This window comes from Williamsia soli (genome assembly GCF_017377795.1).
Classification (GTDB): Bacteria; Actinomycetota; Actinomycetes; order Mycobacteriales; family Mycobacteriaceae; genus Williamsia; species Williamsia soli.
Genome location: NZ_JAFRDR010000011.1, coordinates 1 through 14,293 on the forward strand (window position 1 = coordinate 1; position 14,293 = coordinate 14,293).

Annotated in this window: 14 protein-coding genes; 4 read left to right on the forward strand and 10 right to left on the reverse strand. The window is 64.3% G+C overall.

The annotated features are described in order from the left end of the window. The 4 genes from J3S28_RS23600 to J3S28_RS23615 all read right to left on the reverse strand — a co-directional run. Positions 1-994 (reverse strand): DUF222 domain-containing protein (locus tag J3S28_RS23600; RefSeq protein ID WP_207843409.1); only part of this gene is annotated, 994 nt, incomplete at its 3' end. A 167-nt stretch (positions 995-1,161) separates the two neighbouring features. Then, a complete protein-coding gene (locus J3S28_RS23605) occupies positions 1,162-1,464 on the reverse strand; it encodes a lipopolysaccharide assembly protein LapA domain-containing protein (protein ID WP_207843410.1) in 303 nt (100 codons plus the stop codon). Positions 1,465-1,694: 230 nt separating this feature from the next. Continuing rightward, complete coding sequence (locus tag J3S28_RS23610) at positions 1,695-1,901, reverse strand: DUF4287 domain-containing protein (RefSeq protein ID WP_207843411.1); 207 nt, start codon at positions 1,899-1,901, stop codon at positions 1,695-1,697. A gap of 112 nt (positions 1,902-2,013) precedes the next feature. Beyond that, on the reverse strand, positions 2,014-2,904 hold the full coding sequence (locus tag J3S28_RS23615; RefSeq protein WP_207843412.1) for a LysR family transcriptional regulator: 891 nt from the start codon (positions 2,902-2,904) through the stop codon (positions 2,014-2,016). 84 nt (positions 2,905-2,988) lie between these two features. Between J3S28_RS23615 and J3S28_RS23620 the strand changes: the two genes are divergently transcribed. After that, the gene (locus J3S28_RS23620) at positions 2,989-4,215 is read left to right on the forward strand and encodes an MFS transporter (RefSeq protein WP_372436067.1); all 1,227 of its coding nucleotides are present in this window, start codon (positions 2,989-2,991) and stop codon (positions 4,213-4,215) included. Between the two features lie 62 nt (positions 4,216-4,277). After that, the gene (locus J3S28_RS23625; RefSeq protein ID WP_207843413.1) at positions 4,278-5,672 is read left to right on the forward strand and encodes a glucose-6-phosphate dehydrogenase; all 1,395 of its coding nucleotides are present in this window, start codon (positions 4,278-4,280) and stop codon (positions 5,670-5,672) included. A gap of 8 nt (positions 5,673-5,680) precedes the next feature. On the opposite strand, the gene pdxR is transcribed toward J3S28_RS23625, so the two are convergent. Then, on the reverse strand, positions 5,681-7,102 hold the full coding sequence (gene pdxR / locus J3S28_RS23630; RefSeq protein WP_207843414.1) for a MocR-like pyridoxine biosynthesis transcription factor PdxR: 1,422 nt from the start codon (positions 7,100-7,102) through the stop codon (positions 5,681-5,683). A gap of 46 nt (positions 7,103-7,148) precedes the next feature. On the opposite strand from pdxR, the gene J3S28_RS23635 reads away from it, so the two are divergent. Beyond that, complete coding sequence (locus J3S28_RS23635; protein ID WP_207843415.1) at positions 7,149-7,640, forward strand: carboxymuconolactone decarboxylase family protein; 492 nt, start codon at positions 7,149-7,151, stop codon at positions 7,638-7,640. A 38-nt stretch (positions 7,641-7,678) separates the two neighbouring features. Here the strand turns inward: J3S28_RS23635 and J3S28_RS23640 are convergent, their stop codons facing one another. Genes J3S28_RS23640 through exaC form a run of 5 tightly spaced genes read right to left on the reverse strand, consistent with a single transcriptional unit; the run spans position 7,679 to position 13,457 of the window. Continuing rightward, the gene (locus tag J3S28_RS23640; RefSeq protein WP_207843416.1) at positions 7,679-9,550 is read right to left on the reverse strand and encodes a glycoside hydrolase family 15 protein; all 1,872 of its coding nucleotides are present in this window, start codon (positions 9,548-9,550) and stop codon (positions 7,679-7,681) included. Positions 9,551-9,595: 45 nt separating this feature from the next. Beyond that, positions 9,596-10,828, reverse strand: coding sequence for a glucose-1-phosphate adenylyltransferase family protein (locus J3S28_RS23645; protein ID WP_207843417.1), 1,233 nt, complete (start codon positions 10,826-10,828; stop codon positions 9,596-9,598). Positions 10,829-10,870: 42 nt separating this feature from the next. Further along, entirely contained in the window at positions 10,871-11,467 is a 597-nt protein-coding gene (locus J3S28_RS23650; protein WP_207843418.1) for a DJ-1/PfpI family protein, read from the reverse strand. A 2-nt stretch (positions 11,468-11,469) separates the two neighbouring features. Next, positions 11,470-11,880 (reverse strand): DUF779 domain-containing protein, encoded by a 411-nt coding sequence (locus J3S28_RS23655; RefSeq protein ID WP_084837940.1) that lies wholly within the window; start codon positions 11,878-11,880, stop codon positions 11,470-11,472. 53 nt (positions 11,881-11,933) lie between these two features. Beyond that, entirely contained in the window at positions 11,934-13,457 is a 1,524-nt protein-coding gene (gene exaC / locus J3S28_RS23660; protein ID WP_207843419.1) for an acetaldehyde dehydrogenase ExaC, read from the reverse strand. A gap of 181 nt (positions 13,458-13,638) precedes the next feature. Between exaC and J3S28_RS23665 the strand changes: the two genes are divergently transcribed. Beyond that, complete coding sequence (locus J3S28_RS23665; protein WP_207843420.1) at positions 13,639-14,292, forward strand: hypothetical protein; 654 nt, start codon at positions 13,639-13,641, stop codon at positions 14,290-14,292. The last annotated feature ends 1 nt before the right edge of the window (position 14,293 follow it).

Sequence of the window (14,293 nt, forward strand, 5' to 3'; positions counted from 1 at the left end):
GTTCAGACTCGGCCTCGGACTCAGCTTCTGCTTCTTGCTGGCGCAGGGCATCGTCGAGTTGGTCTTTGGTCATGGTGATGATCAGCTGCACCGGCAACCCACGGTGGGTCTTACCCAACTGCCCCGACTCGAGTAGATACAACAGCATCGCCTTGAGCGCATCATGATTGCGCTGCGACTGAGTCCGCAGGTCCCTGTCCGCCGCCGCCTGCAGAATGGCCGGGTCGAGCGCGGGATCGTCCGCGGCCCCGGACGGGGACAGCTCGTCGTCGGGGTTGTTCATCCCTTCCGCCGCCCACACCCCCAGCATCACGTCCATCAACGCTGTCGTCGTCGGATCGAGATGCCCGGACACCTTCGCCATAAAATCCGTCGCCGGCTTACCCAGACCGAAACCCCGCTTGCGGGCCCGATCCACATCGTCAGCCAAGCGTCCGTCGGGATCGAGATAGTCCACGATCCGCTCACCGATCGTCTTCACCTGCCCCGGCGGGTACTTGCGGCACAGATCCGCCAACGCCACCTCAGTGTTCGCCCGCGCCACCGCGTCAACCTTGTGCGGGATCGACGCCATCACCTCCAGCACCACCCCGACATGATCGAGATCGATCACCCCCGCCGCCAACGCCTGCGCTGTTTCCGGGAACCGTGGACCGATCACCTCACCACTCGGGGTCACAGACGGCGTCAACGCGTCCATCGCCTCCACCCGGGCCCTAGCCGCACCCGGACGCATCCGCGTCAACGACGTCAACACCGCCGCCGGAGACGAACACCCCACCACCGAATACGCCCGCCGCACAGCCACATCCCGCAACACCGGCAAACTAGCCGACTGCAACCGCCGCGCCGCGACCTCCAACCGCTCAGTCAACCGCACACACTCAGAATCAGACAACGCCGTCAGATCCAACCCAGCCACCAGAGCGATCGCAGCATCCAACCCCGCAACCGCACCCACCACCGGCGAATCAATGACAACACCATCAGACATACAGGCCCCCCAGCCCAGAAACACACGCAGACAACAACAATTACGGATTCGTCGTCAGGAAGTTTCTCTACAAAAGACTCTACCGCGAAAACACGAACATGTCGAATGTTTGTTCGAACATCTTTGGGAACTGCGGTGACTCGAGTTCGCTAGGGAGGTAGCGGCGATCAGCCGCGACGACGGCGCACTTTGCTGCGCAGACGCAGCACGCCCGCACCCAAAACGGCGATGAGGAAACCGACCACTGCGGCGAGTAACAACGCCACGCCCTGCGCGAGGTCGAGGTTGAGACCGAAGAACTCGATCTGCACCTGTTCGGTGTTCTGGGTGACGAAGACTATGAACGCGACCACCAGGACCGCGGCGAGGATCAGGCCGATGATCGTCGACACTCGACGGCCTTTGTTGGGGGCGGTGGTGGTGGTCGTCGTGTCCGTGCCCGTCCCGTTGATCGGGTTCGGATTCGTCATTTTCAGGTCCTCTCGCGTCGTGATGACCGATAGCTACCCCACCGTTTCATTTCGCAAACTCGAACCGTCTTACCTGCCAGCGTGTAGCCCGTCAGTCCCGCGACAACAGTGGCAGGAGTTGTTCGGTCTTCTGATCGGTCCAGCCCGGCGGCCGCAGGATTGCCGACCGTCCCACCGCTGACCACACCCTGGAGCAGCGGAGACGATCCGGGATGGGGGCCACCGCGACGTCAGGCCTTGTCTTCCTGTCGGACGTACGCGACGAGGGCGTTGGCGTGTCCGTGCCCCAACTCGTATTCGGTCTTCAACCAGGTGACGAGTTCGCTGTGCTTGGTCAGGGACGAGCTCCTGATCAACGTCAGCCATTCGTCAACGGGTCGACCGTATTTCTTCTCGATCGACGGAAAGTAGGAGGCCGGTCCTTTGGGCGCGGTCATGAGATGTCCTTCTCGTACTGATACGGGCGCCGTGTGCGCCGCGTTCGCCCATCATGACCGGGCTCGCCGACAGAAGTAATCGGTGGACCGGCGTCTACAGCGGCCCGCGGTCTCATAGCAGTGTCCGGTCGTTGCCGCCGGCCCAGCTGGACACGAAGTCGCGGAACCTGGCCGCAGCCGGACTCATCGCGGTGTCACGCTTCCAGATCAGCCCCACCTCTCGGATGTTCGCTGGGCCGTCCAGGACGATCAACGCCACGCCCGCGGGAAGCTGCGGATCGTGCTCGACCGGCATCACCGCGACACCGAGCCCCGCCGCCACGAGCCCCGCGACGGTGGCCAGCTCGGTCGACTCGAAGGTGATCTTCGGATGGAAATCTTCGGCGGCACAGAGCTCTTCCAGAATCCTGCGCATCCCGAAGCCGGTTTCCATCGCGACGAAGCTCTCCTCGCGCACGTCGGCGATCGTCACCCTGTCTCGGTGGGCCAGCCGGTGCCCGTCCGGAACCGCAACCCCGAGATGTTGCCGCATGATGGGCACCCATCCGACGTCCACGTTGTTCGGCCTCGGCGAGACGATGGCAACGTCTGAATCACCACTGAGCACCCGCTGCAGGATGTCCTCTGCGGCGCCCTGCGCCAGGCCGAACACGACCTGCGAGGACTCACGCCGGAACTCTCGGATCAACGTCGGCACCAGCCACATACCGAACGAATGAAGGAATCCGAGATCGATCCGGCCCGCGACGGGATCGGCAAGTTCGGCGAGTTCGTATCGCGCGGCGTCGATCTCCGCCACCGCCCGCCGAACGCGGCGGAGATAGACGCGCCCGGCAGCGTTGAGCACCAGGCGCTTTCCCTTACGGTCGAACAGTTCGACCCCGAGATCGCGTTCGAGGCGACCGAGCTGTCGCGACAGTGTCGGTTGGGTGGCGTGCAACTCGTCAGCGGCCGCGGACATGTTCTCGAGCTCGGCCAGTGTGACAAACCAGGTGTTGTCCATAGCGCCCCCTTATGTCGTCAGCGTATAAGTTTCCTTCGTTTTATTCATTTCCGCCAATGGCGTCGGGCTGGAACTGTGGACACAGTGAGCGCAGTCGATACCTCAACCACGCGCTGCCTGCCCGCACCAGCCGGTCATCGCGCCGGCGAACGCGGGTACAAGCGCGCCAGCCTGGCGCTGTTCGCAGCCGGCCTGGCCACCTTCATGACCCTGTACTACGTTCAGGGTCTCCTTCCGGTGTTCTCGGAGCACTATGGCGTCTCACCCGCCACGTCCGCGCTGGCGGTATCGGTGGCGACCGGACTGCTCGCCCTCGCGATCGTTCCGGCGAGCGTGCTGTCGGAACGGTACGGCCGGGTGCGGGTGATGACCATCTCGGCGGTCTCCGCGACGCTCCTGGGCGTGGTGCTGCCCTGGAGTCCGACCTTCGAGGTGCTACTGGCAGGCCGGGCGCTGCAAGGACTCTTGTGTGCGGGCGTGCCCGCCGTCGCGATGGCATACCTGGCCGAGGAGATCGACGCGAGGTCGCTGGGTACAGCGATGGGCACCTACGTCGCCGGAACCACGATCGGCGGTCTGGTCGGCCGCATGATCCCGACACTGGCGATCGACATCACCGACTGGCAGTGGGCATTGGAGATCGCCTCGGTGGTGGCCTTGGTGTTCGCGGTCTGGTTCGCACGACAGGTGCCGGCGTCGCGGCAGTTCGAGCCGAGACCGGTCGCGCCGATGCAGACTGTGCGCAACCTCGCCGCCCACCTGCGCGACACCCCGCTGCTCTGCCTGTTCGGCCTGGCGTTCGTACTGATGGGCGGCTTCGTCACCGTCTACAACTTCCTGGGCTACCGACTCATCGCCGGCCCCTTCAACCTGCCCGCCACCCTCGCCGGGCTGGTCTTCTTGCTCTACCTGGCCGGCACCGTGTCGTCGGCTACGGCGGGCCGCATGTCCGACTCACTCGGCCGCAGTCGCGTCCTGATCGGCGCCATGATCCTGATGGTCGGCGGTCTCGCAGTGAGCCTGCCCGACTGGTTGCCCACCGTCCTCATCGGCATATTGCTCTTCACCGCAGGCTTTTTCGCCGCCCACTCGGTCGCGAGCGGCTGGGTGAGCGCTCGGGCAACCACACATCGCGCGGAAGCCTCGTCGCTGTACCTACTCGGCTACTACCTCGGCAGTTCGATCGTCGGCGCGCTCGGTGGCGTCGCGTTCACCCTCGCCGGCTGGATCGGTGTCGCCGGATATGTCGGAATCTTCATGCTGGCCGCGGTGATCCTGACCTGGATTCTCGTTCGTGCGACTCACCGTTGACGCGGCATCGCTGACCTAGACTGTTCGGTAGCCAGGTATCACCGACATCAAGGAGCCAGCACATGCCCGATGAGTCCCCGGCAGTAATTTTCGTATTGTTCGGCGCCACCGGGGATCTCGCCAAGCGCATGGTGCTTCCCTCGTTCTACGAGCTGGCCGTGGAGAATCTGCTGCCGAAGTCCTGGGCCCTGATCGGGAACGGCCGGGGTCATCGTTCTGATGACGACTTCAGGGACCACATCAAGGACTCGCTCGCCGAGTTCGCCACCGCACCCGACGACGCCGAGTGGGAGGCGTTCGCAGAGAACGTTCATTTCGCCGGCGGCGGGTTCACCGTCGACGACCCGGGTGATCTCCCCTCGGTCATCGACACCCTGCGCGAGAAGCTTGGCGGCAGTGCTCAACTGGTCCACTACATCGCGCTTCCGCCGACGACGTTCATCGATTACACCGATGCGCTGGGAGCGCATCAACTCGCCACTGATGCCCGCGTCGTCTACGAGAAGCCGTTCGGCACGTCGCCCGAGAAGTTCCGCGAGCTCGACGTCGCCGTCCACAAGGTCTTCGACGAGAAGCAGGTTTACCGGATCGACCACTTCCTCGGCAAGGAGAGCACCCAGAACCTCCATGTACTGCGGTTCGCCAACGGCATGGTCTCCGGCGTCTGGAACCGCGAACACGTCGAGCAGGTCCAGATCGATGTACCCGAGACCCTCGACATCGACGATCGTGCCGAGTTCTACGACGCGACCGGAGCATTTCTCGACATGGTGGTGACTCACCTGTTCCAGGTCGCAGCAGAGGTCGCGATGGAGCCACCAATCAGCTTGGATGCAGACGATCTGCAAGACGCCCGCGAATCGGTGATAGCTGCGTTCCGGCCGCTGGACCCGAAAGAGGTGGTCTACGGCCAATACGACGGTTACCGCGAGACTAAGGGAATCGCTGACGACTCGACCCGGGAAACCTTTGTGGCAGCCCGCCTCTGGGTCGACACGGACCGCTGGCGCGACGTCCCGTTCATCCTGCGCACCGGCAAGATGCTCGATCACAGCGCGCAGCGCGTCAGTCTCGTATTCCGGCGACCCGCCGACGGGCCCATCACGGACGCGCCCGCAGACGGCACGGTCCTGACCTTCGACCTCAGTGGTGACGGCGCGATCGACATGACGATGACGGTGAAAGAACCAGGGTCGGGGACCAAGCTGTCCACCGGTCATCTGTCCCTGCCCCTCGATTCCGTCGCCGACGGCCTCGCGCCGTACTCCCGGCTGATCAACGACGTACTCCGCGGTGACCGATCGCTGTTCACCAGGCCCGATGGGCTCACCCACGTCTGGGATGTCGCGGCACCGCTTCTCGCCGATCCGCCTGCGCCGCAACCGTATGCAGCGGGTTCATCCGGGCCGGCCGCTGCGAGGGATCTGCCCGGGGCCTGTGGGTGGGTCTCCGCCTGACGGGAGAATCAGGGCAACACCCGGCACAGGGCCTCGAGCGCGCCTGGCCAGCCGCTCGCCGACGGGGTGCCGTAGCCGATCACCAACGCGTCCCGCTGTTCGGTGATGTCCGGATGACGGAACTGAGCCAATCCGTACACCGCCAGGTCCTGCCACGCAGACCCCTCGACCACGGCACTCTCGTTCCCTGATGCCAGCTCCAACAGGACATGGAGTCCTGCGCTCATACCGGTGATGCGGGAGTCCGGGGCCGCGTCCGCCACGGCATCCACCAATTGGTCGCGACGGCGCCGGTAGCGCAGTCGCATCGCGCGAACATGTCGGTCGTACGCCCCGGTCTCGATCAGCTCGGCCATGGCGAGTTGGTCGACGACACCCACCACTTCGTGCCCACCCTTGAACTCAGCCACGGCGGGCACCATGCGTTCGGGCAGCACCATCCATCCCAGTCGCAGTCCAGGCGCCAGAGACTTGCTTGTCGTACCCACGTAGACAACGTGATCGGGATCAAGACCTTGGAGCGCACCGATCGGTCGACGGTCGTATCGGAACTCCCCGTCGTAGTCGTCCTCGATCACGATCCCCCCGGTCCGCCGCGCCCACTCGACGACCGCGGTTCGGCGTTCCGGATCCAGAGCGACACCGGTCGGAAACTGATGCGACGGCGTCAAGAGGACAGCTCGCGACCCGAGCGCCTCGAGATCGACAATGCGGGCACCGACGCCATCGACACCGATCGGTCGCGTCCGAACACCGTTGTCGTGAAAGACCTTCCGGTGCATACCGAGTCCGTACGACTCGACCGCCAGCTCGCTGACACCCTGCGCGCGAAGCGCTTGGGCCAACAGTGCGAATCCGTGCGATGCGCCGGAACAGACGATGACCCGTTCGGGCGTCACGTCGACACCGCGCGTTCGGGCAAGGTAGGTCGAGACCGCGGCTCGGAGTTCGGGTCGGCCCAGGCGATCTCCGTATCCGAACGCGGAGTCGGGCGCCGACGACACCGCCCGCCGGACCGCCCGGATCCACTCCGTGCGCGGGAAGGCCGACACATCCGGCCGGCCCGGCCGCAGATCGTGCAGATGTCGGTGCGGCACCGACGCCCGAGCACCGGCCGGCACCGGGCGCGGCCGGTCCGGGGCCCGCTGCGCGACCACGGTTCCGGCACCCTGCCTCGAGATCAGCCAACCTTCGGCGACGAGCTCCGAATATGCCTGCACCGCTGTGTTTCTGGCCATTCCCAGATCCGCCGCCAGTGACCGGGTCGGCGGCAGTGAGGTCCCCGGTGCCAGGCGGCCGCTCCGGACAGCATCCCTGAGTGCATCCACCAGGGCCTCTCGCACGCGGCCGGTGTGCAGATCCAGATGCAGGTCGACCCCGCCGATCGAGGCCGGCGTTTCCTCCTCTGAATTGGACCACGAATCTGACATTGAATTGGACCATAGCAAAGGACCATTGTGGTCGTAGCCTGAGCCTATGACCACAACACAGACCACCCGGCTCCCCGCCCACGCGCCTCGTCTACAACTCGCCGGCTTGGCGCCCGACGTCTACAAGGCGATGGTCCGCCTCGATGGAGCCGCCCGCAGCGGACTCGACCCCGTGATCGCCGAACTCGTCAAAATCCGTGCCTCGCAGATCAATCACTGTGCGTTCTGTATCGACATGCACACCAAAGATGCTCTCGCCGCCGGTGAATCAGTCGATCGCATCGTCCAGCTGTCGGCCTGGGAGGAATCCAAGCACTTCTACACCGCAAAAGAGGTGGCGGCGATCGAACTGACCGAAGCAATCACCGTGCTGACCGACCGATTCGTTCCCGACGAGGTCTTCGACCGGGTCGCCGAACATTTTGAGCCGGAAGAACTGGCCCATCTCATCGCGGCCATCACGGTGATCAACGCTTGGAACCGACTGGCTGTCAGCACGCGTATGGTTCCCGGGGAGTACACGCCGGCCGGGCATTGATCGCGTGACGGCCGCACGGCCGGCACCTTCGGGTTCTCTCAGTCCCCCAGCTGCCGATCGAGGTTGATGGCCGCACTGATCAGGGCGAGATGGGTGAAGGCTTGCGGAATGTTGCCCAGCTGAGCGCCGTTGACGCCGATCTGCTCGGCATAGAGACCGAGGTGGTTGGCGTGGGTGAACATCTTCTCCAGCGCCAGCCTGGCCTCGGCGACCCGCCCCGAACGCGTGAGCGCCTCGACGTACCAGAACGAGCAGAGGGAGAAGGTGCCCTCGCTGCCCGCGAGACCATCGGAGCCTTCGGCTGCGTCGTAGCGGAACACCAGCGAGTCGCTGACCAGGTGCTGCTCCAGCGCCGTCAGTGTCTTCACAAACCTGTCGTCGGTCGGCGAAAGGAACTTGACCGCAGGTATAAGCAAAAGTGAGGCATCGAGTTGATCCGAATCCAACGTCTGGACAAAGGCTTCGAGCTTGTCATTCCAGCCACGATCCATGATCTGCGCGAAGATCTCATCGCGGGTCGACATCCAGCCGACAACATCTCCGGGCAACCCCCGCTGCCGACTGACCCGGATCATCCGTTCGAGCGCCACCCAGCACATCAGCCGTGAATACACGTAGTTCTGCGGTTCGGCGCGGGGCTCCCAGATGCTCTGATCGGGTTGGTCCCAGTTCTCGGTGAGCCAGCCGGCCACGGCACACAGCTGGTCCCACGACTCGAAGGAGATCCCCGCCCCGTACTTGTTGAACAGATAGACCGAATCGATGAGCTCGCCATAGATGTCGAGCTGTAGCTGATCAGAAGCGTTGTTGCCGAACACGACCGGCGACGATCCTCGATAGCCTTCCCAATGGTCGAGCACCGTCTCCGCAGGTGGCATCTCACCGTCGACGGTGTACATCAGTCGCAGCGGTCCCCGGCTGTCCGACTCATCGGTCTCTCCACAGAACCGCTGCGTCAGCCATTTCATGAATTCAGCTGCTTCGGAGGTGAATCCGAGTCTCAGCAACGCATACAGCGAGAAGGCCGCGTCCCGAATCCAGACGTACCGATAGTCCCAGTTGCGCTCGCCACCTATCTCTTCCGGCAAACCCATCGTCACCGCCGCCACGATCGCGCCCGACGGCTCGTGGGTGAGCAACTTCAGCACCAGAGCCGAGCGGTGAACCATCTCGCGCCACCGGCCCGTGTAGTCGGACTGCGACACCCAGCTCTGCCAGAAGTCGACCGTCGAATGCACGATGTCCGGCGAACTGTCGAGCTCGAAGCACTCGTCGGAGATCGGCTCAGCAGCCAGTACAAACGTGGCGCTCTCCCCGACGGACATGTCGAACTCCGCGGTGACGGAGCCGTCGTCGCTCTGGATCAACGGCCGCGTCGCCGCCAGGTGCAGCGTCAGATCCGCACCGATGAACCGGGCGCGGGTATCACCGTCGAGTTCCAGGCTGTGCTCAGCGCGTCCATAGTCCAGACGCGGCGCCACCACTGTTCGGAAACTGACCGCACCCCGGACACATTCGAATCGCCGGACGATCCGGGTGCGATGGTCGGTGCGGCCTGCCTCCACCAGCGGCATCAGGTCCTGCACCTCGGCGACCCCGTCATCGCTCATGAAGCGGGTGACCAGGACGTTCGAGTCCGGAAGGTAAAACTGGCGCGTTGTGACGTCACCATCGATCTGCTGGATCGACCACACGCCACCGCCATCGGCGTCGAGAAGAGACCCGAACACACTCGGTGAGTCGAAGCGTGGACAGCAGAACCAGTCGATACGGCCGTCGATGCCGATGACCGCGGCGGTCCTCAGGTCACCGATGACGCCATGATCGGCTATCGGCAAGTAGTCGACCGCAGTATTTCCGGCCTCGCACTCGGCACCGCCCGACGCGCTGTCCTTCCGTTTCCGCCTCATCCCTCCACGGTACGTACGGCCCTTTCGCGCAGGCACCGAATTCTGTCAGCGCGTCACCCGACCCGACGGTGACACCCGATCACCCAGCGGGACTCGGGCCCGCTTGGTCACCGCCGCGTTCATGCCGATGATCGTGATCTTCTCGCTCGGCACCGGACGAGTACGCGGACGCCCGCCGACCGATGCGCCGTTGCCGATGACCACACGCTCGTCGATGATCGACCAATCGACTGAGGCGCCTTTTTTCACCACGGCATCGGCGAAGACGATGGAGTCGTTGACCGAAGCGCCTTGCTCGATCACCACGCCGGGCCCGATCACGCTGCGCCTGACGTCGCCCAATATGTGTGCGCCACTGCTGATCATGCTGTCTACCACGGTGGCGCTCGCGGCAATCCGCGCCGCGGAGCGCTGTGGTTGCCGGGTCAGGATCGGCCAACGCGAGTCGGCCAGGTCGATGGTGCCATCGATGAGATCGCGGTGGGCCTGCATATAGGTCTCAGGGCGTCCGGCATCTATCCAGTACCCGGGCATCTTGTGCGCGACAGTCTTGCCCCGGTCGACGAACCAGGGCACCAGATGCTCGCCGAAATCTCCGAGCCCGGTGTCGCCGTCACCCGGCACCTTGTTCGTCTGAGAGATCAGCTCTTCCAGTGCCTTCACGAGAAGCTTGGGGTCGTACACAAAGATCTCTGCCGCGATCACGGTGGTCGTCGGCTGCTCGGGCTTGTATGCGAACCCGGTGACGGTGCCGTTCTTCCGGGCGGTGACCGTAGCGTGAGAAGAGGCCTCCTCGCGGGAGCACGTGGTGGTGACGATCGTGCATTCGGCATCAGCGGACCGATGGGTCCGTAGTGCGTCTTCGAGGTCAAACGAGTACACGTGATCAGCACTCATGACGATCACAGCTTCCGGCGCGCGGTCGGCGATCTGACCTCGGATCCGATACAGGAGATCGGCGTTCCCGGTCGCAAATCCACTTTCGGTGTCGACCTCACTCGTCTCCTGCGGCAGGACGAACCGAAGGCCTCCGCCGGTGCGATCGAGATCCCACGGACGGCCTCCCGCCACCTGTTCGAGCAGCGAGTGCGCCTCGTACTGCACGCACAACCAGACCTCGTCGATCCCGCTGCGATGCAGGGTGGACAGCGGAAAGTCGATCAGTTGATAGTTTCCGCCGAAAGGCAACGCCGGTTTTGCCCGGCAGTCGGTCAACACGTCCATTCGCGAGCCCTTGCCACCGGCCTGCACGATTGCCACCACATCAGATCTGCCCATGGACCCAGTGTGCCCGTTTTGTCCGGATCGGGTCGCAGGCGCCTATCTGGCTGCGAAGGGGTCGTTGTCCGGGTCGGTCTGTGGCTCGTACTCGATGATCGCAGCGGCATGCTCCGCGGTCTCGGTGTCGACGAGGTCCGCGATCAAGGCGGCGGTCATGTCGATGCCGGCCGCCACACCCGACGACGTCCAGCGATCGCGGTCCTGCACCCAGCGGGCCTGCCGCTCCCAGATAACCGAACTACCCTGTGTGGCAACCCAATCGAATGAGCGCTTGTTGGACGTGGCCCGATATCCGTCGAGCAGTCCGGCGGCGGCGAGAATCGCCGAACCGGTACACACCGAGGTCACCAGATTCGCGCCCCTCACGTAGTTCCGAAGCTGCGCCAGATAGACGTCGTCGTCCACCAGGGGTCGTGATCCGATGCCGCCGGGGACCATGACGATGTCGGGGGTCGCTGCGCCGACGAATCCATCGGTCGCCTCGACACGCGTTCCCTGAGAACTCGCGACCAGCCCCGCCTCCGCAGCCACCATCGTGACCCGGAACTGCTCGGGCAGGACACTGAGGATCTCTACGGGACCGAAGACGTCGAGCAATTCGAAGCCGTCGAACAGCACCACCGATACGTCGCGCATGTCTACGTGACGTCTGCACCCTTGCGGGGCGGGCACGCGTCCAGCCAGGTGTTCTCGGCCTCGTCGAAGACTCGTGACCGGGCCAGGAAGCGCACCCCTTCGGGCGCCTCCAGGCTGAAGCCCGCGCCGCGTCCCTTGACGACGTCGAGGATCAACTGGGTGTGTTTCCACAGCTCGTACTGGTCGCCCTGAATCCACACCCGCACCGCGGGAAGGAGTTCGGGGAGCTCGATCTCGCCGAGGAGGACGTCGCGACTTCCCACCCGGAACTCACCCGCGGGGTAGCACATCGGCGCGGATCCGTCACAACATCCACCGGACTGGTGGATCATGAGGCCGCCGTGGAGCTCCGACAACTTGGTCAGGAGCTCCACGGCGGAGTCAGTTGCGACGACTCTGTCAGTAGCAGTCATCACGGTCTCTTTTCTGGTGAAAACTCTTGTCGCTCTTGGCTAGCGGCTTCCGATCAGAAGAAGCCCTTGGCCTCCTGAGCGTAACCCACCAGCAGGTTCTTGGTCTGCTGGTAGTGCTCGAGCATCATCAGATGGTTCTCGCGTCCGATACCGGACTGCTTGTAGCCACCGAACGCCGCGTGGGCCGGGTAGTCGTGGTACGTGTTCGTCCACACGCGTCCGGCCTGGATCTCGCGGCCGGCGCGGTAGGCGGTGGCGCCGTCCCGCGTCCACACTCCGGCGCCGAGGCCGTAGAGGGTGTCGTTGGCAATCGAGAGCGCCTCGGCGTAGTCGGAGAACTTCGTCACCGACAGCACTGGGCCGAAGATCTCTTCCTGGAAGATACGCATCCGGTTGGTGCCTGCGAAGATCGTCGGCTGGATGTAGTAACCGCCTGCGAGATCGCCCTCCAGCTCGACGATTTCACCACCGGTGAGCACCTGAGCGCCCTCTTCCTTACCGATCGACAGGTACGAGGTGATCTTCTCGAACTGATCGTTGGAGGCCTGCGCACCCATCATGGTGTCGGTGTCGAGCGGGTTGCCCTGCTTGATCTTCTTGGTGCGCGCCACGGCGAGATCGATGAAATCGTCGTAGATCGATTCCTGGATCAGTGCCCGACTCGGGCAGGTACAGACCTCACCCTGATTGAGGGCGAACATGGTGAAACCTTCGAGCGCACGATCACGGAAGCCGTCATCCTGCGCCATCACGTCGGCGAAGAAGATGTTGGGGCTCTTGCCGCCGAGTTCGAGGGTGACCGGGATGATGTTCTCGGAGGCGTACTGCATGATCAGGCGGCCGGTGGTGGTCTCACCGGTGAAGGCGATCTTGCGGATCCGGTTGCTCGAGGCGAGCGGCTTGCCGGCTTCGACGCCGAATCCGTTGACGATGTTGAGCACACCGGCCGGGAGCAGATCCTTGATCAGGTCGACCAGGAACAGGATCGATGCCGGGGTCTGCTCGGCGGGCTTGAGGACCACCGCGTTGCCGGCCGCGAGGGCGGGAGCGAGCTTCCATACGGCCATGAGGATCGGGAAGTTCCACGGAATGATCTGCCCCACGACGCCGAGGGGCTCATGGAAGTGGTACGCCACGGTGTCTTCGTCGATCTCGGAGATGCCACCCTGCTGGGCGCGGAGGGCGCCGGCGAAGTATCGGAAGTGGTCGATCGCCAGCGGGATGTCGGCGGCGAGGGTCTCGCGGACGGCCTTGCCGTTGTCCCACGACTCGGCGACGGCGATCTTCTCGAGGTTTGCCTCCATGCGATCGGCGATACGCAACAGGGCGAGCGAACGCTCCGCGACCGAGGTGCGGCCCCACAGCGGAGCGGCCTTGTGGGCAGCGTCCAGTGCGAGGTCGATGTCCTCAGAGGTCGAGCGGGCGACCTCGGTGAAGGTCTTGCCATTCACCGGCGACGGGTTCTCGAAGTACTGACCCTTCACGGGCGGCGTCCACTTGCCGCCGATCCAGTTCTCGTACCGTGATTCGAAGTTCATCACTGCGCCGGGTGTTCCGGGATTGGCATAAACGGTCATGTTCGGTGCTCCTTCAGTGCCTGTGTTGGCCCTCTCGTGACCCACCCCTGTCCGGGCGGTCACGTGTGACGTAAGGCACACAGTACGAGTGGAGTCGTTGCATCACAGTTGCAACTGCGATCCCGGTCCTACAGATCAGCTCCACCTGCAGTGGAGCAGGTCGCCGGGCTAGTCTCATCCCGTGATCCGCCACAACGTCCGGACCGAGTGCTGGGGCTTCGCGGTGGGTTCTTCGCTGTTCGCACTCGGCTCGGCGCCCGGTTTCGCACACTGGGCCGGAGCGCCTGCCGCGAACATCTCTTTTTTCGTCGGCTCGTGGTTCTTCACATTCGCCGCATTCGTCCAGCTACAACTGTGCGGTTCCCTGCATGGGCCGACCACGTCGATCGCGGGGTCGGTACGTGTCGGGCGAGAGGTCCACCGGTCGGAGTGGTGGTCGGCGATGGTGCAGTTCGCCGGGACCATCGCCTTCAACATCAGCACGGGTGCGGTCTTCATCGTGCATTCCGTCGTCGACGCCGATCGCTTTTCCTGGCGCCCCGACGTCTACGGCTCTGCAGCCTTTCTCATCAGTTCCGGACTGGCCGTGTTCGCCACGGAGCTCTACCGTCGCCGCGACGAGCCCGACGCCCCCGGCTGGACGGCCACGGTCCTGAACACCGCCGGCTCCATCGCCTTCGGCTTCTCCGCCGTTGCCGCGTACATCGACCCCGAGACCGGAAAGCTCGTCGCGCCGTTCGTGGACCAGGCGGGAACCTTCATCGGGGCACTCTGCTTCTTGGCCGCCTCACTCATTTCTCTGCCCCGAGAATCGGTACGCGCGCTAGCGTCGTAGG

Coding starts and splice junctions, on each gene's coding strand:
- J3S28_RS23605 (WP_207843410.1), bottom strand. CDS start 1,464: ATGACGAATCCGAACCCGATCAACGGGACGGGCACGGACACGACGACC.
- J3S28_RS23610 (WP_207843411.1), bottom strand. CDS start 1,901: ATGACCGCGCCCAAAGGACCGGCCTCCTACTTTCCGTCGATCGAGAAG.
- J3S28_RS23615 (WP_207843412.1), bottom strand. CDS start 2,904: ATGGACAACACCTGGTTTGTCACACTGGCCGAGCTCGAGAACATGTCC.
- J3S28_RS23625 (WP_207843413.1), top strand. CDS start 4,278: ATGCCCGATGAGTCCCCGGCAGTAATTTTCGTATTGTTCGGCGCCACC.
- pdxR (WP_207843414.1), bottom strand. CDS start 7,102: ATGTCAGATTCGTGGTCCAATTCAGAGGAGGAAACGCCGGCCTCGATC.
- J3S28_RS23635 (WP_207843415.1), top strand. CDS start 7,149: ATGACCACAACACAGACCACCCGGCTCCCCGCCCACGCGCCTCGTCTA.
- J3S28_RS23640 (WP_207843416.1), bottom strand. CDS start 9,550: ATGAGGCGGAAACGGAAGGACAGCGCGTCGGGCGGTGCCGAGTGCGAG.
- J3S28_RS23645 (WP_207843417.1), bottom strand. CDS start 10,828: ATGGGCAGATCTGATGTGGTGGCAATCGTGCAGGCCGGTGGCAAGGGC.
- J3S28_RS23650 (WP_207843418.1), bottom strand. CDS start 11,467: ATGCGCGACGTATCGGTGGTGCTGTTCGACGGCTTCGAATTGCTCGAC.
- J3S28_RS23655 (WP_084837940.1), bottom strand. CDS start 11,880: ATGACTGCTACTGACAGAGTCGTCGCAACTGACTCCGCCGTGGAGCTC.
- exaC (WP_207843419.1), bottom strand. CDS start 13,457: ATGACCGTTTATGCCAATCCCGGAACACCCGGCGCAGTGATGAACTTC.